Here is a 15832-nt window from a genome sequence, read left to right as displayed (position 1 = left end):
CGGGAGACCGCTGCGTCGAGGCACGCCCGCAGAGTCTCCTAAAATCGGAGCCATGTCGAAAGTGTTGAGCAGTCTGCCCGTGGGCGAGCGTGTCGGAATCGCATTCTCGGGAGGCCTCGACACATCCGTCGCCGTCGCCTGGATGCGCGAGAAGGGTGCCGTCCCGTGCACCTACACGGCCGACATCGGCCAAGCCGATGAGCCCGACATCGAGAGCGTCCCCTCGCGCGCCGCACAGTACGGCGCCGAGATCTCACGCCTCGTCGACGCGAAGAGCGCGCTGGTCGAGGAGGGCCTCGTCGCCCTGCAGTGCGGCGCCTTCCACATCCGCTCGGGCGGCAAGACCTACTTCAACACCACCCCGCTCGGCCGCGCGGTCACCGGCACACTGCTGGTGCGCGCGATGCGCGAGGACGGCGTCGACATCTGGGGCGACGGCTCCACCTACAAGGGCAACGACATCGAGCGGTTCTACCGCTACGGCCTGCTCGCGAACCCGCGCCTGCGCATCTACAAGCCCTGGCTCGACGTGCAGTTCGTCAACGAGCTCGGCGGCCGCACCGAGATGTCCGAGTGGCTCGTCGCCCGAGGCTTCCCCTACCGCGACGCGACCGAGAAGGCCTACTCGACCGACGCCAACATCTGGGGCGCGACCCACGAGGCCAAGCGCCTCGAGGAGCTCTCGAGCGGCATGGAGCTCGTCGAGCCGATCATGGGAGTCGCCGCCTGGCGCGAGGACGTCGAGATCGCCGCCGAGACGGTGTCGGTCCGCTTCGAGGCCGGCCGCCCCGTCGCGATCAACGGCGTCGAGTACTCCGACCCGGTCGCCCTCGTCCTCGAGGCGAACACGATCGGCGGACGCCACGGCCTGGGCAACTCCGACCAGATCGAGAACCGCATCATCGAGGCCAAGAGCCGCGGCATCTACGAGGCGCCGGGCATGGCCCTTCTGCACCTGACCTACGAGCGCCTCCTCAACGCGATCCACAACGAGGACACGATCGCGCAGTACCACTCCGAGGGCCGCCGCCTCGGCCGCCTGATGTACGAGGGCCGCTGGCTCGACCCTCAGTCGCTGATGCTGCGCGAGTCGATCCAGCGCTGGGTCGGCTCGGCCGTCTCGGGCGAGGTCACCGTGCGCCTGCGCCGCGGAGACGACTACACGATCCTCGACACGTCGGGGCCGGCACTGAGCTACCACCCCGACAAGCTCTCGATGGAGCGCGTCGGCGACGCCGCCTTCGGCCCCGAGGACCGCATCGGGCAGCTCACCATGCGCAACCTCGACATCGCCGACTCGCGCTCGCGCCTCGAGCAGTACGCGGCCGCCGGACTCGTCGGCGGCCCGACCGCCGAGCTGGTCGGTCACCTCGAGATCGGCGAGGGCGAGGCGATCACCGAGGGCGGAGGCACTGCCGCGGCCGACGCGCTCGGCCGCGCGACCGACCTCGCGTCGGAGGGCGCGGCGTTCGACGCCGGCACCGACTGACACCCTGCACCACTGGAGCCCCCGTGCACGCCCTTCCTCTGGTCGGGTGTGCACGGGGGCTTCTGTCGTGCGCGCGGGCGTGCTGACGCACCTCCGGCTCGTGAGAACCGGTTCGGCTCGCCGAATCCGCTGATCGCCGCGAGCCGAACCCGTTCTCACGAGCCGAACCTCCGCGCCCGCAGACCTCCGGCTCGCAGAAACCGGTTCGGCTCGCCGAATTCGCCGCCATGAGCGAGCCCAACGAGGTTTGACGAGCCGGACCTCCGCGCCAGCAGACCTCCGGCTCGCAGAAAGCCGTTCGGCTCGCAGGAATCGCCGAATCACGCGAGCCGAACGCGGTTTCACGAGCCGAAGGTGCGTCAGGAGGCGAGCGGCGCCCGAACCAGAGTCAGCGCCGCGTCCACCGTCGCCACCGCTTGCACGGAGTCGACGCGCGCCAGCACCAGCGCCGCGACCAGCAGCGACACCAGAACGTCGGCCTGCTGCGCCAGGCGGTCGGCGGAGGCGCGGGGCCATCGCGCCTCCGCCCCCGCCCGCATCGCGGCCAGCAGCTCGGCGCGGTAGTCGGCGATCACCTCGCGCACGGCCTCGTCGCGCGCGATCGGCGCCCCGGCGGCGTTCAGGAGGAGGCACCCGCTCCGCGCCGAGATCGACGCCGCGTCGGCGAGGGCGCCGCGCAGCCCCGCGAAGTAGGTCTCGAGCGCACCGGAGGCGACGACTCCCGTCACGAGCGGCGCCAGCCGAGGCCGCACCACCTCGTCGAGGTAGCTCTGCACCGCGACGTCGAACAGTCCGCGCTTGCTGCCGAACGCGTGATACAGGCTCGAGCGGCCGACTCCCGTCGCCGACTCGAGCTCGGGGAGCGACGCCTCCTCGAAGCCGCGCTCCCAGAACACGGCGCGCGCGGCGCGGACGACCGCATCGGTCTCGAAGCTCTGCAGCCGGCCCATCGCACCTCCCTGGTTGTGTAACGCTCGATCCAGTATATTGTGGAACAGCCGGTACACAAACAGCAGCCGGTCCACCACCAGGAGGCCCCGTGATCGTCATCGGACTCGTGCTCGCGGCGATCGCCGCCCTGCTGCACGTCTACATCTTCGTGCTCGAGTCGTTGCTCTGGACGACTCCGCGTGCCCGCTCGACCTTCGGCACGACTCCGGGCGAGGCCGAGGCCACTAAGGAGCTCGCGTTCAACCAGGGCTTCTACAACCTGTTCCTCGCGATCGTGACGATCATCGGAGTCTCGGCCCTCGCCTCCGGGGCGACCGCCGTCGGTGCCGCACTGGTCTTCACCGGCACCGGCTCGATGGTCGGGGCCGCGCTGGTCCTCCTGCTCTCCTCCCCTGCGAAGCGCCGGGCCGCGCTGACCCAGATGACCCCGGGTCTGCTCGCGGCGATCGCCCTCGCGATCGGCATCCTCGCCTCCTGACCCGCCACCCACCCCGAAAGGCCCCATGATCACCAGCACTCAGATCCAGCTCGTCCGCCGTCCCGACGGCTGGCCCGTCGCCGACGACTTCCGCACCGCCGAGGTCCACTACGACGAGCCCGCCGACGGCGAGATCCGCGTCGCGAACGAGTTCGTCTCGGTCGACCCCTACATGCGCGGCCGCATGAACGACGTGAAGAGCTACAGCCCGCCCTACGCTCTCGGCGAGACGATGACCGGCGGCGCGATCGGCCGGGTGACCGCCTCGGCCGTCCCCTCGATCCCGGTCGGCAGCGTCGTGCTGCACCAGCTCGGCTGGCGCGACATCGCGCAGGCGCCCGCGTCGCAGTTCCGGGTCGTCGACGAGATCCCGGGCGCTCCGCTGTCGCTCCGGCTCGGCGTCCTCGGCATGACCGGGCTCACCGCCTACGTCGGCCTCACCGCGATCGCGGGGATGAAGGAGGGCGACACCGTCTTCGTCTCGGGCGCCGCGGGAGCGGTCGGCTCGGCCGCCGGGCAGATCGCGCGCCTCCTGGGGGCCTCCCGCGTGATCGGATCCGCGGGCTCCGCGGAGAAGGTCGCGCTGCTCACCGAGAAGTACGGCTACGACTCCGCGTTCGACTACCACGCGGCTCCGGTGCGCGAGCAGCTCGCCGCGGCGGCACCCGACGGCATCGACGTCTACTTCGACAACGTCGGAGGCGACCACCTCGAGGCCGCGCTCGACGCGTTCCGCGACGGTGGGCGCGCGGCGCTCTGCGGCGCCATCGCCGGCTACAACAGCACCGACAGGCCGGCCGGCCCCGACAACATGTCGAACGTCATCACCCGCGGCCTCACCCTCCGCGGCTTCACGCTGGGCGGCTACCTCGACCACGCGCCCGAGTTCGACCGGCTGATGGCCGACTGGTTCGCCGAGGGCCGGATCGCCTACGACGAGACGATCGTGGACGGCATCGAGAACGCGGTCGATGCGCTCCTCTCGATGATGCGCGGCGGCAACACCGGCAAGATGCTCGTCCGCCTCTAGCCGCGATGCGGGGAGCGCCCCGACATGCTGGTCGAGCCCGCAGCCCCGAAGGGGCGCATCGAGACCCACCAGCGTCGGAGAGCGGGTCTGCGGACCCTCTTCCGAAGCATGTGGATCTCGATACGCCCGCTCCGCGGGCTGCGGGCTCGATCAGCAGGGTCAGCTCGCGCGTCTCCACACGAGCCGTCCCGGGATCAGCGCTTGACGGCGTCGATCTTCAGCATCTTCGCGATGACCGAGTCGAGCTCGGAGTCGTCGAAGATCTTCTTCCAGTCGTCCTTGATCAGCGCCTCGCGGCCGTAGCCCATCGCGATGTGGCACGCCTCCGAGAACGGGTTCGACCCGCGCAGGCCGTTGGTCAGCGCGATCCAGGTGTGGCCGTAGAGCATCGCGCGAGCGGCCTCGTAGGGCACGCCGACGCCGTTGACGGTCTCGTCGAGCGCCTCCTTGAGGAACTCGCCCACCATGCAGGCGATGGTCTCGACCAGCGTCGGCTCGAGCACGGCGAGCTGCTTGACGGTGACCCAGTGCACGGCGATGACGGGCGCGTAGATCGTCGAGATGACGCCCTCGGCGATCGCGCGCACGTCGTCGTCCGCCTCCTCGAGGGCCGCGACGACCTCCTGCGGCGCCGCGATGCCGCCGAACGTGTCGGCCCACTCCTCCGGAGTGGTGCGCTCGAGGAACACCGACGGGTGGCACGGGTGCGCCACCGCGTAGTGGATGTCCTCGCGCTTCGCGAGGAGCCCCGCGTAGGCCGCGGCGGGGTCGAGCGTCAGGATGATGGCGCCCGACTTCATCTGCGGGATGACGTCCTCCGAGACCGCGCCGAGCACGACGTCGGGGACGGCGAGGATGACGACGTCGGCGTTCGCGACGGCGTCGGGCGTCGAGGTGATCTCGCGGCCGGCCTCGCGGGTGCGCTCCTGGCCGGCGGGCGAGGCCTCGGAGTAGAGGGCGGTGTAGGCGGACTTCTGCAGGTTGTTCGAGACCCGCATGCCCATCTTGCCGCCGGCGCCGATCACGGCGACGGTCAGGGCGGGGGCGGCGGTGCCCGAAAGGGTGGTGTCGGTCATGGGTTCCTTCTCCTCAGGTGGTCGAGAGTGCGAGTGGTCCACTCGGCTTCGAGCCGGGTGGTGACGAGTGCCTGCTCCGCGGCGGGGACGGTGTCCTGCCAGGGGAGCCAGAACTCGATGATCTGGTGGATGCCGCGGGCGTCGGGGTCGAGCAGCGCGAGCATGCCGTCGTAGTCGAGGCGGCCGTCGCCGAGCGCCGTGCCGGTGTACACGAAACCCACCCAGCCGGGGTTGCGGCTGAAGTCGAAGTCCTTGACGTGCCAGTTGGCGACGTAGGGGGCGCAGAGCTCGGTCACGTCGGCCGGCAGCTCGAGGTTCGCGACGGTGTTCGCGGGGTCGAGGCAGATGCGGATCCGCGGGTCATCGAGCGTCGCGATGACGTCGACCAGGGCGGCCGTGCTCACCTGCTCGTAGGTCTCGAGGGCCAGGGTCACCCCGGCCGCCTCGAGCTCCGGGCCGATCTCGCGGAGGCGGCGCAGCGTCTCCTCGCGGTCAGGCCGGTCCTCCCCCGACGTCCACATGCTGCGCAGCAGCGTCACGTCGAGAGCCGCCGCCAGGCGGAGGTAGCGCCGCAGGTGCTCCGGATCCGTGCCGCGGGTGCCGAGCTCGAGGGCGACGCCCTCGGCGGCGGCGAGCGCGCGCAGCGCTTCGAGGCGCTCGGCGTCGAAGTCCTCGATCACCGGGACGTCGCAGAGCTGCAGCAGCTCGACGCCGAGCGCGGCGGTCTCGCGCACCATGTCCTCGATGCCCAGCGGCTCGGGCACGCGGTCGGAGGAGCGCCAGAAGAACGCGTAGCTGCTCAGCCCGATCATGGCCTGGCCTCCGCGAGCGCGTGCGCCTCGTCGAGGATGCTGCGCACCGCCTCCGGGTCGTGCGCGAAGCGGCCGAGGAAGAGGCCGGGCACGCGCCCCTCGAGCGCGGTCAGCAGGCCGGGCCCGGCGCTGCCGCCGTAGATCACGCGGCTGCCGGCGCGGCCCGGGAGCGCGGTGAGCGCCTCCTCGAGAGCCGTGACCACTCCCGCGATGAACGCCGGCTCGGCGGGCTCGGGAGCGCCGATCGCCCAGACCGGCTCGTAGGCCGCGAGCACCGGGCCGAGGGCTCCCGCCCCGTCGGCCGTCTCGAGCGCGGAGGTGATCTGCGCGAGCACGAGCGCGACCGCGTCCTCGACGCTCCCGCGCTCGGTCTCGCCGACGCAGAGCAGCGGGACGAGGTCGTTGCGGAACGCCGCGGCGACCTTGAGGCGGATCCGCTCCTCGTCGTCGCCGAAGAGGGCGCGGCGCTCGGCGTGGCCGATCTCGACCAGCCGGCAGCCGACCTCGCGCAGCTCGGCTCCGCTGACCTCGCCGGTGAACGCTCCCGCGTCCTCCCAGAACAGGTCCTGGGCGCCGAGGGCGATGCCCGCCTCGTCCGCGAGGGCGCTGACCGGCACGAGCGAGGGGAACGTCGGCACGACGAACAGCTCGACCGTGCCGGAGGTGATCGCCGGATGCGTCCGCGCCAGCTCGGCGACGGTGCGCGCCCAGTCGAGCGTGCGCGCGTGCCCGAAGTACATCTTCAGGCTCACGCCGATCGTGAAGGCGGGCGCCGGTCCCGCCGCCGTGGTCAGCACGACGAGGGCGATGCGGCGGCGGCGTCGACCGGGTGTCCCGCCTCGTACGCCTCGATGACGCGGACCTTCTCGGCGGAGGCGCTCGACGTGTCGAACTCGTAGCCCAGCCACTCCTTCGCGAGGCGGCGGGCGAGCTCGATGCCGACGACGCGCTGGCCCATGCAGAGCACCTGCGCGTCGTTCGAGAGGATCGAGCGCTCGACCGAGAACGAGTCGTGCGCCGTGACGGCGCGGATGCCCGCCACCTTGTTCGCGGCGATCGCGACTCCGAGCCCGGTGCCGCAGATCAGGATCGCACGGTCGGCCTCGCCCCGCGCGACCATCTCGGCCGCCGCGATGGCGACGCTCGGGTAGGGCGTGTGCGACTCCGCGTCGACCCCGACGTCGACGACGCTCGCGACGCGGGAGTCCTTCTCGAGGTCGGACTTGATGATCTGCTTGTAGTCGAAGCCGGCGTCGTCGGAGCCGACGACCAGGCGGAACGGTGCGCTCATGGGTGTTCTCCTCGTGCTGTCAGAAAGGGTTCGGTGTCGACGCTACGCGCCGGTGCGGGAGTCGTTCTCGGCCAGCACCGCGCCGATGGCGGTGACGATCAGCGCGAGCGAGTGGGCTCCGGCGTCCGGTGTCCCGAGGCTCTTCTCGGCGTGGGGGCGCGCGCGGCCCATCTTCGGCAGCAGCTGCGCGGTGGCGGCGGCGGCTCCGGTGCAGGCGAGGGCGGCGTCACGCCAGGCCTCCGCGAGCGGTGCACCGGCATCGACCTGGGCACCGAGCACGTCGGCGAACGGCACGAGCGAGTCGACCATCGTCTTGTCCCCCGGAGTCGCGCCGAAGGCGAGGATCGCCGTGCGCGCCCCCTCGACTCCCGCGAGCACCGACTCCGCGGTGGGCCGCTCGATGTCGCCGAGGGCCGCGCCGACGGCGTCGAGGGCCGCGCCCCAGAGGGCTCCGGAGGTGCCGCCGGCCCGGTCCGACCAGGCGTCGCCCGCGTGGGCGAGCACCGTGCCCGACCCCGCGCCCGCCTCGAGGGCCGAGCGGGCGGCGGCGACGGCCGCACGCACACCGCGCTGCATGCCGATGCCGTGATCGCCGTCTCCGGCGACCGCGTCGATCCGGCCGAGCTCGTCGGCGTTCTCGTCGATCACGCGCTCCGTCGCCTCGAGCGCGGCGAGCACGGTGGCAGCGGCCTCGCGGGAGTCAGCGGACGCCGCGCCGATCGCGACCGGGCCGGCCGACACCTCCGCCGACTCGTCGACCGACGCCGCGGCGCGCACGGCGCCCTTGCGGTAGGCGGGCGTCTCCGCCGGAGCCGCCCAGAGCCGCTCGAGCTCGTCGTCGACCCAGAAGAAGGTGAGCGAGACGCCCGCCATGTCGAAGCTCGTGACGAGCTCGCCGACCTCGGGCTCGAGCACCTCGATGCCGAGGGCGCGCAGGCGGCGCTCGACTCCGGAGTAGACGACGAACAGCTCCTCGTACTTGACCGAGCCGAGCCCGTTGAGGATCACCACGAGCCGGGCGCCCTCGAGCACCTCGATCCCCTCGGGCCGCTCGGCGAGCAGCGACTCGACCAGCAGCTCGGCGAGACCGTCGGCCGAGGGCACGTCGTCCTCGCGGATGCCGGGCTCGCCGTGGATGCCCATGCCGACCGCCATGCGGCCCTCCGGCACCTCGAAGAGCGGCTCGGCGGCGCCGGGCAGCGAGCAGCCCGAGAACGCGACGCCGAACGAGCGGGTGCGCTCGTTGGCGAGGGCGGCGATCCGCTCGACCTCGTCGAGCGACGCGCCCTCCTCGGCCGCGGCGCCGGCGACCTTGAAGACGGTGAGATCGCCCGCGATGCCACGGCGCTTGTGCTTCTCGTGCGGCGCGGCGCTCGAGATGTCGTCGGTCACCGTCACGGTGCGCACGTCGATCCCCTCGTCGCGGAGGCGCCGCTCGGCCGCGTCGAAGTGGAGCACGTCGCCCGCGTAGTTGCCGTAGCTCAGCAGCACACCGCCGCCGTGCTCGGCCGCCTTCGCGACCGAGTGCACCTGCTGGGCCGACGGCGAGGCGAACAGGTTCCCCATCGCCGCACCGTGGGCGAGTCCCTGTCCCACCAGCCCGCCGAAGGCCGGGTAGTGGCCGGAGCCGCCGCCGACCACCAGCGCGACCGAGCCGGGTGCGCTCACGGTCGAGCGCACCACGCCTCCCTGCACGCGCCGCACGAAGCGGCGGTTCGCGGCGACGAAGCCGTCGATCATCTCGTCGGCGAAGTCGGACGGGTCGTTGTAGAGCCGGGTCATGGGTTCAGTCCTGTTCGGTGCGGTGCAGTGTCGGCGGAGGGGACGGCGCTAGTGCGCGATGACCTCGACGGTGGGCGCGTCGAGCGGCGCGTCCTTGTACCGGCGGGCCAGCAGCGCCATCAGCACCGCCGAGAGCAGCAGGAAGAAGCCGACGATGAACATCGGCACCTCGTAGCCGCCGGTCGCGTCCCTCAGGGCACCGGTGATGTACGGGGCCGAGAAGCCGGCGAGGTTGCCGACGGTGTTGATGAGGGCGATGCCCGCGGCTGCCGCGGCGCCGGTGAGGAAGCGCGTCGGGAAGGTCCAGAAGTTGGGCAGCGCCGAGAAGACCGCCATCGCCGTGACGGTGATGACCGCGATGGTCGCGGCGGGCGAGCCGGCGAACAGGGCGAGCGGGATGCTCAGGCCGCCGGCGATCGCCGGGATGACGATGTGCCAGGTGCGGACCCCGCGGCGGGTGGCGTCGCGCGACCAGAGGTAGAGCGCGATGGCGGCGGGCACGTACGGGATCGCCGTGATCAGGCCCTTCTCGAAGATGCCGAAGGTCGTGCCGTACTGCTCCTGGAAGCCCTCGATGATCGTGGGGAGGAAGAAGGCAAGCGCGTAGAGGCCGTAGATGAAGCCGAAGTAGACGAAGCTCAGCATCCAGACGCGGCCGCTCTTGAACGCCGACGACATCTTGGGGTGCGTCGCGACGCCCTTGGTCTTGACGTCCTCCTCGCGCTGCAGCGCGGCCGTGAGCCAGACCTGCTCCTCGCGGGTCAGCCACTTGGCGTCGGAGGGCTTGTCCTTGAGGTAGAACCAGGCGATGAGGCCGACGATGATCGCCGGGATCGAGACGCCGAGGAACATGAAGCGCCAGCCCTCGAGGCCGAAGACCCCGTCCTGCTCGATCAGGATGCCCGCGAGCGGGGCGCCGATGACCGTGGTGAGCGGCTGCGCCAGGTAGAAGAGCGCGAGGATCTTCGAGCGGTGCTTCGCCGGCACCCAGAGGCTGAGGAAGAGGATGGCGCCGGGGAAGAAGCCGGCCTCGGCGACTCCGAGCAGGAAGCGCAGGACGACGAGCTGCTCGAAGTTCTGCACCCAGGTGAACAGGAGCGCGACGATGCCCCAGCTGACCATGATGCGGGCGAGCCAGCGGCGAGCGCCGAAGCGGTGCAGCGCGAGGTTGCTCGGCACCTCCAGCAGGATGTAGCCGATGAAGAAGACGCCCGAGGCGAAGCCGAACTGAGCGGCCGACAGGGCCAGGTCGGCCTCCATGCCGTTCGGCGCGGCGAAGCCGATGGCCGTGCGGTCGAGGTAGTTGATGAAGAACATCAGGGCGACGAACGGCACGAGGCGCACCGAGATCTTCCTGATCGTGCTCTTCTCGACGGCGGCGTCGGCGTTCGGCCGTCCGGTCTGAGGGGGAAGGTCCACGTCGATCTCCTGATCCGTGTCAACGACTGTGTTGGGGTCTCGGCGCGAATTCGGTGGAATTGGCTGACCGGTTGACCAATTAGATGATGCTCCCTCCGCCGATCTCCTGTCAACCGGTTCGTGGCTCGCGTCGCTGCCGTCCGTCCGTGCCCGCGATTGCTAGCGTCGGAGCATGCCGGCGTACCCCGAAGACGATCCGTCCCTCGTGCGCCTCGAGCTGCAGACCCTGCCCCGCGGGACGGCGGTCGCCGAGGTCGCCAAGCAGCTCACCTCGCTCCTGACCCGCGGCGATCTCGTGCCCGGGTCGCGACTGCCTCCCGAGCGCCAGCTCGCCGAGAGCCTCGGAGTCGGCCGGTCGGCCGTGCGGGAGGCGCTCGCCGCGCTCGAGATCCTCGGCATCGTCTCGGTGCGCCCCGGCTCGGGCACCTACCTCCGCGACAGCACCTCCGAGCTCCTGCCCACGACGCTGAGCTGGGGCCTCATGCTCTCGGCCGGCCGGACCGCCGAGCTCATCGAGGTGCGGAGCGGCCTCGAAATCCAGGCCGCCATGCTCGCCGCGATCCGGATCGACGAGGAGGGTCTCGAGAAGCTGCGCGCGCACCTCGCCGCGATGGAGTCGCACCTCGACGACATCAGCGCGTTCGTCGACGCCGACGTGCGCTTCCACCTCCAGATCGCGCTCAGCGCCGGGAACGTCGTGCTGCGCGATCTGCTGCAGACGATCCGCTCGCTGCTGAGGCTGTGGGTCGAGCGTGCGCTGAGCAGCCCGGAGCAGGCCGTCGACGCGTTCACCGAGCACCGCGCGGTGCTCGAGGCGCTGGAGGCGGGCGACCCCGCCGCTGCCGCCCGCGCGATGGAGGCGCACATGAGCACCGCGTCCCGACGCCTGGCCGACACCGGGAGCTGACGCGCGGTGGCAGGATCGGGGCATGAGCACGATCCTGCGCCGCGTCACCGCCGCCGTCGCCGTCGCCGCCGTGACCGCCCTCCTCGTCACGGGCTGCGCGGGGCGGACGGACGTGGCGTCGTCGCGGACGCCGCTGCCGACTCCGACCGTCTCGGCGACGCCCTCCGCGACTCCGCAGTCGACCGTGACTCCGGGGCCGACCGCCGCACCGGAGCCCCCTGTCGCGCCGGAGCCGACGATCGCCCCCGAGCCCACCGTTGCACCGGAGCCGCCCGTCGCACCGGAGCCGCCCGCAGCGCCGGAGGTCGCGCGCTGCGTCGGCAGTGACCTGGTGCTCGAGTACCGCCCCGATCCCGAGGCCTCCGGTGCCGGCAGCAGCGCCTTCGACCTGGTCTTCACGAACGCCACCGCCGCGACCTGCACCCTTGCGGGGATCCCGGGCGTCTACGCGACCGACGCCGACGGCGTCCGCCTCGGAGCGGTCGCGGCCGCCACGGGACCGAACCCGTACGGACTCGTCCCCCTGGTCCCCGGCGGGCAGGCCGACGTCCGCGTGGCGTGGCACTCCCCCGGCGCTCACGGCTGCCCCACCGCGACCTCCGCGTACCTCGTGGCCGAGGTCGTCGACGCGGTGGACGCCGCCGTCCGCGCTCCCGCCTCGATCGAGGTCTGCACCGACGGCACCGTCTTCATGGAGGCGTCGACCTACACTCTGCTGGGCTGAGAGGCCGCGAGCACGATCCTGACCGCGTCTCCCGGCGCCAGGCGGATCGGGCCGGTGTCGTCGCCGGCGCCGCCCGCTCGTCGCCACCGGACGACTCCTGGCGCGGCGACCTCGACCGCCTCGCCCCCGAGGTTGCCGAGCAGGACGACGATCTCGTCCCCGCGGGCCGCGCCCAGTGCGGCGAGGCCCGATGCCTCGACGGCGAGGCGCGCGGCTCCTGTCAGCTCGGCGGCCCACTCGAGGACGCGGCCCGCGGGCGTCGGCCCGTCGTCGCCGGCGATCCCCCGCGGCCCCCACTGCTCGAAGAAGGCGAGGGAGTCGACGCCCTCCTGGGCGAGAGCGTCGAGACTCCCGACCACCCAGGCCGCGAGCGCCGGCGACAGCTGCCGCTCCTCGGTCGCGCCGGGGAGGCGGTGCGGGCCGTAGCCGGCCAGATCGATGTCGGAGTCGCCGGGGTCGAACGGCGAGGTCGAGACGGCGTTCATCCGCGAGCCCAGCGTGACCGGCCCGATGTGCAGGCGACGTCCGCCGGCGATCCGCGTCGCGTCGCGGACCACGGTGCGCTGCTGCTCGAGCGACTCGACGAGCTGGTGACCCGAGCGGTCGTGCATGAACGGGGTGAGGCTGAAGGCGAGCGGAGCGTCGACTCCGGCCAGCGCCACCGCGCCCCGGTTCAGCTCGGTGAAGTGCGAGCGGACACCGCCGATCACCTCGGCACCGCGCTCGTCCGCGGCCCGCCGCGCCCGGTCGAGGAGCTCCGGCTCGCTCCGGTGACCGACGGCCGCGAAGACCCCCAGGCGCGCGACCGCCGCGGCACCGAGCTCGTCGAGGACGGTGTCGACGTCGTCGACCGTCGCGGCCACGATCCGCAGATCGATGGAGCCGGGAGCGTCCTCGATCGCGCGGTGGAGTGCTCGCCGCCAGCCCGCCCACCGCGGGTCGATCTCGACCAGCAGGCCGAGGATGGCGCGGTACGGCGAGCGCTCCGAGGCGGGAGCGCTGGACGCGGCGGTGCGGATCTCGGGGAGCGGGTGCGACTCCCCTCCGGTGCGCAGCGTCACGACCTCGGCGCTCTCGGGGGCCGGCTCGCGCTGGGGGGCGGGCGGCGGGGTGGCGGCGCAGGCGATCCGGATGCTCTGGCGCACGATGTCGCCCGCGCTGACCGGCACGGGGAAGGGCAGATCGAGCGGAGTGGAGTAGGTCTTGAAGGAGGAGTCGGTCCAGTTGCGCTGGTCCTCCATCTCGAACACGTCGCCCTCGAACGAGAGGTCGACCGGCAGGTCGCCCACGCGGAACGCGAGCCCCGCCAGGTCTCGCGCCGGCTGGTGCGGGGCGATCCGCTCGGGGAAGACCAGCGACTCGCGGGCGCCGTCGGGACGGCGGGCCTCGAACGGCGCGCCCGATTCCCGGGGGGAGTGCAGGACGACCAGCCCGAGCCGGTTGCGGAGGAACGAGGAGGCGGCGACCGCCTCAAGGGCGATCGTGAGCGCCGCGCCCTCGACGCCGACCCGCAGGGTCCAGTGCACCCGCGCCGCCCCGTCCGAGCTCTCGCCCTCGATCAGCAGACCGCCGTCCGCCGCGACGGCGGAGGCCCGCGTCGTCGGCAGCGTGCCCCAGTCGCGGTCGCGGACCACGAAGCGGACACCGCGGAGGATCAGCGCCGTGCCGTAGCGGAGGTCGTCGAGTCGTCCGTCCGAGAGGCGGAAGGACCACTCGCCCGCGCGGATCAGCTGCTCGTCGCGCTCGACGGGGAGCAGGAGGTCGACGGGGAGCGCGGGCTCCGTCGGCAGGATCCGGATCGCGACCATCCTCAGAGCGTCGTCATGCCGCCGTCGACGCGGAACAGGGCTCCGGTCGCGTAGCTCGACTCGTCGCTGGCGAGGTAGACCATGATCCCCTCGACGTCCTCCGCCGAGCCCGGGCGGCCGAGCGGGATGCGGGAGGTGATGGCGGCGCGGGCGGCGGCGTCTCCCGAGATCGCGGTGACGAGCGGAGTCTCGGTGTACCCGGGCACGACCGTGTTGACGCGGATCCCCTCGCCGGCGTACGCGGCGGCGACGGTGCGGGCGAGACCGTGGATGCCGGCCTTCGAGCTGCTGTAGGCGGTGAAGTCCTGGCCCTCGCCGTTGAGCCCGGTCGGGCTGCCCGTGAGGATGATCGAGCCGCCGCGTCTCCGGAGGGCGCGCACCGCGTGCTTCACCGTGAGGAAGGTGCCGGTGAGGTTGATGTCGAGGGTGCGGCGCCAGACGTCGAGCTCGAGGTCGGCGATCTTCGCGTCCTGCCCGAACAGCTGGACACCGGCGTTCGCGACGATCACGTCGGGGCTGCGGCCCTCGTCGGCGAGACGGGCGAAGGCCTGCTCGACACTCGACTCGTCCGAGATGTCGAGAGCGACGGCGATCGCCTCGGGGAACGCGGAGGCGGCACTCTCGGCCGCGGCCAGGTCGCGATCGGAGAAGGCGACGCGGGCCCCCTCCCGAGCGAAGCGCTCGGCGACGGCCCTGCCGATCCCGGAGCCGGCTCCGGTGACGAGGGCGTTCTTGCCGATGAGGCGACCGGTCATGCGTTCTCTCCTTCGAGGTGCGTTCTGATCTGATCATAGGAGTCCAACCGGTTGACCGCATCACTAGCGTCGCCTCTGCGAGCGAGCACCACGCGGATCCCGGGCGCGCGACCCCTTGACCGGGGTCGGGCAGGGGGTCACGCTCGATTCGTCCTGCTCGCCCCAGTCTCCGGAGGTCACCATGAAGGTCGGCTCGCTCATTCTCCGTCTCGCCGTCGGCGGTCTCTTCGTCGGCCACGGCCTGCAGAAGCTCCGCGGCTCGTTCGGCGGCCCCGGCCTCGAGGGCACCGAGCAGATGATGGAGAGCCTCGAGATGCACCCGCCCCGGCGCAACGCGCTCGCCGCGGCCGTGACCGAGACGGCCGGCGGTGCCGCCCTCGCTCTCGGAGCAGCCACGCCCCTCGCCGCGGCGGGTCTGATCGCGACCATGGTCACCGCGGTCCGCAAGGTGCACTGGAGCAACGGCCTCTGGAACGCGGGCGGCGGGTGGGAGTTCAACGGCCTGCTGGCCGTTGCGGCGGCCGCGATCGTCGCCGACGGTCCGGGTCCTCTCTCGTTCGACGCGCTCCTCGGCAAGAAGAAGTGGGGCGCGGGCTGGGCGCTCGTCGCCGTGGTCGCCGGAGCGGTCGCCTCGACGGCCGCCATCGAGGCCGGCCGCCGCGCCGCAGTCGGCTCCACGCCCGACTCCGCCGCCTCGTCCGACTCCCCCGCGTCGACGGACTCTCCCACGTCGCCCGACTCGCCGACCTCGGCCGCCGACGGCACCGCCTGATCCCGCGCCGAGCGGCGCGGCCGCTACCGTCGGAGCATGAGCTCCGACTCCACCGCCGCCTGGCAGGACTCCGTCGACCGGCTGTGGCAGCACGATGATCCCGAGCACGTCCTCGCCCGGATGCGCGACCTCGCTACGGAGTTCCCGGGCTCCGACGGCTCCGCCCACTTCGAGCTCGGCGGGGCCCTCGACAGCGCCGGGCACGAGGCGGAGGCGGCCGTGGAGTACGAGCGCGCCCTCGCGGCCGGGCTCGATGACGAGCGTCGCGCGCGGCTGAGCATCCAGTACGCCTCCACCCTGCGGAATCTCGGTCGCGCCGAGGAGGCGGTGGAGCTCCTCAGCGCCTCGCCCTCGCATCCCGCGATCGGCGCGGCCCGGGAGATGTTCCTCGCCCTCGCCCTGCACAGCGCGGGGCGCCCCGACGAGGCGCTGCGGATCGCGCTCGAAGCGCTGGTTCCGGTTCTTCCCCGCTATCAGCGCTCCGTGACCGCCTACGCCGCCGACCTCGCGCCGGAGGCACCCCGACACACTCGATGAG

The 15832-nt window shown here is 72.3% G+C and carries 16 protein-coding genes; 7 read left to right on the top strand and 9 right to left on the bottom strand.

Annotated elements, in window-relative coordinates:
• Positions 1 to 52: 52 nt before the first annotated feature.
• Positions 53 to 1489 (top strand): argininosuccinate synthase, encoded by a 1437-nt coding sequence (gene argG, locus GRS92_RS12915; protein ID WP_159857050.1) that lies wholly within the window; start codon positions 53 to 55, stop codon positions 1487 to 1489.
• 359 nt (positions 1490 to 1848) lie between these two features.
• Here the strand turns inward: argG and GRS92_RS12910 are convergent, their stop codons facing one another.
• Positions 1849 to 2439 carry a TetR/AcrR family transcriptional regulator gene (locus GRS92_RS12910; RefSeq protein WP_159857048.1) on the bottom strand — a complete coding sequence of 197 codons (591 nt, stop codon included), beginning with the start codon at positions 2437 to 2439 and terminating at the stop codon, positions 1849 to 1851.
• An 89-nt stretch (positions 2440 to 2528) separates the two neighbouring features.
• Between GRS92_RS12910 and GRS92_RS12905 the strand changes: the two genes are divergently transcribed.
• Positions 2529 to 2918: a DUF1304 domain-containing protein gene (locus GRS92_RS12905; protein ID WP_159857046.1), complete on the top strand. Its 390-nt coding sequence runs from the start codon at positions 2529 to 2531 to the stop codon at positions 2916 to 2918.
• 25 nt (positions 2919 to 2943) lie between these two features.
• A complete protein-coding gene (locus GRS92_RS12900) occupies positions 2944 to 3948 on the top strand; it encodes an NADP-dependent oxidoreductase (protein WP_159857044.1) in 1005 nt (334 codons plus the stop codon).
• Positions 3949 to 4142: 194 nt separating this feature from the next.
• Here GRS92_RS12900 and GRS92_RS12895 read toward each other — a convergent pair whose 3' ends face one another.
• Genes GRS92_RS12895 through GRS92_RS12870 form a run of 6 tightly spaced genes read right to left on the bottom strand, consistent with a single transcriptional unit; the run spans position 4143 to position 10328 of the window.
• Positions 4143 to 5024, bottom strand: a complete 882-nt coding sequence (locus GRS92_RS12895) for a phosphogluconate dehydrogenase C-terminal domain-containing protein (protein ID WP_159857042.1) — start codon at positions 5022 to 5024, stop codon at positions 4143 to 4145.
• A complete protein-coding gene (locus tag GRS92_RS12890; RefSeq protein WP_159857040.1) occupies positions 5021 to 5836 on the bottom strand; it encodes a sugar phosphate isomerase/epimerase family protein in 816 nt (271 codons plus the stop codon). Before GRS92_RS12890 ends, GRS92_RS12895 begins: the two co-directional genes overlap by 4 nt.
• The gene (locus GRS92_RS12885; protein ID WP_235022016.1) at positions 5833 to 6588 is read right to left on the bottom strand and encodes a triose-phosphate isomerase family protein; all 756 of its coding nucleotides are present in this window, start codon (positions 6586 to 6588) and stop codon (positions 5833 to 5835) included. Before GRS92_RS12885 ends, GRS92_RS12890 begins: the two co-directional genes overlap by 4 nt.
• A gap of 38 nt (positions 6589 to 6626) precedes the next feature.
• Positions 6627 to 7127: a ribose-5-phosphate isomerase gene (locus tag GRS92_RS12880; protein WP_159857038.1), complete on the bottom strand. Its 501-nt coding sequence runs from the start codon at positions 7125 to 7127 to the stop codon at positions 6627 to 6629.
• A 42-nt stretch (positions 7128 to 7169) separates the two neighbouring features.
• The gene (locus tag GRS92_RS12875; protein ID WP_159857037.1) at positions 7170 to 8909 is read right to left on the bottom strand and encodes a dihydroxyacetone kinase family protein; all 1740 of its coding nucleotides are present in this window, start codon (positions 8907 to 8909) and stop codon (positions 7170 to 7172) included.
• A gap of 48 nt (positions 8910 to 8957) precedes the next feature.
• Positions 8958 to 10328, bottom strand: a complete 1371-nt coding sequence (locus tag GRS92_RS12870; RefSeq protein WP_159857035.1) for an MFS transporter — start codon at positions 10326 to 10328, stop codon at positions 8958 to 8960.
• A 172-nt stretch (positions 10329 to 10500) separates the two neighbouring features.
• Between GRS92_RS12870 and GRS92_RS12865 the strand changes: the two genes are divergently transcribed.
• Positions 10501 to 11235, top strand: a complete 735-nt coding sequence (locus GRS92_RS12865) for a FadR/GntR family transcriptional regulator (protein WP_159857033.1) — start codon at positions 10501 to 10503, stop codon at positions 11233 to 11235.
• Positions 11236 to 11257: 22 nt separating this feature from the next.
• Positions 11258 to 11959: a DUF4232 domain-containing protein gene (locus tag GRS92_RS12860; RefSeq protein ID WP_159857031.1), complete on the top strand. Its 702-nt coding sequence runs from the start codon at positions 11258 to 11260 to the stop codon at positions 11957 to 11959.
• Here the strand turns inward: GRS92_RS12860 and GRS92_RS12855 are convergent.
• A complete protein-coding gene (locus GRS92_RS12855; protein WP_159857029.1) occupies positions 11941 to 13767 on the bottom strand; it encodes a hypothetical protein in 1827 nt (608 codons plus the stop codon). The two genes, GRS92_RS12860 and GRS92_RS12855, sit on opposite strands and share 19 nt — an antisense overlap.
• A 2-nt stretch (positions 13768 to 13769) precedes the next feature.
• Entirely contained in the window at positions 13770 to 14522 is a 753-nt protein-coding gene (locus tag GRS92_RS12850; RefSeq protein WP_159857027.1) for an SDR family NAD(P)-dependent oxidoreductase, read from the bottom strand.
• A 181-nt stretch (positions 14523 to 14703) separates the two neighbouring features.
• On the opposite strand from GRS92_RS12850, the gene GRS92_RS12845 reads away from it, so the two are divergent.
• Both GRS92_RS12845 and GRS92_RS12840 read left to right on the top strand, forming a co-directional pair.
• Complete coding sequence (locus GRS92_RS12845; RefSeq protein WP_159857025.1) at positions 14704 to 15294, top strand: DoxX family protein; 591 nt, start codon at positions 14704 to 14706, stop codon at positions 15292 to 15294.
• A 36-nt stretch (positions 15295 to 15330) separates the two neighbouring features.
• The gene (locus tag GRS92_RS12840; protein ID WP_159857023.1) at positions 15331 to 15831 is read left to right on the top strand and encodes a tetratricopeptide repeat protein; all 501 of its coding nucleotides are present in this window, start codon (positions 15331 to 15333) and stop codon (positions 15829 to 15831) included.
• The last annotated feature ends 1 nt before the right edge of the window (position 15832 follow it).

Source organism: Rathayibacter sp. VKM Ac-2754 (genome assembly GCF_009807095.1).
Lineage (GTDB): Bacteria > Actinomycetota > Actinomycetes > Actinomycetales > Microbacteriaceae > Rathayibacter.
The sequence above is the reverse complement of the archived record's forward strand: the minus strand, read 5'-3'. Positions and strand labels throughout refer to the sequence as shown.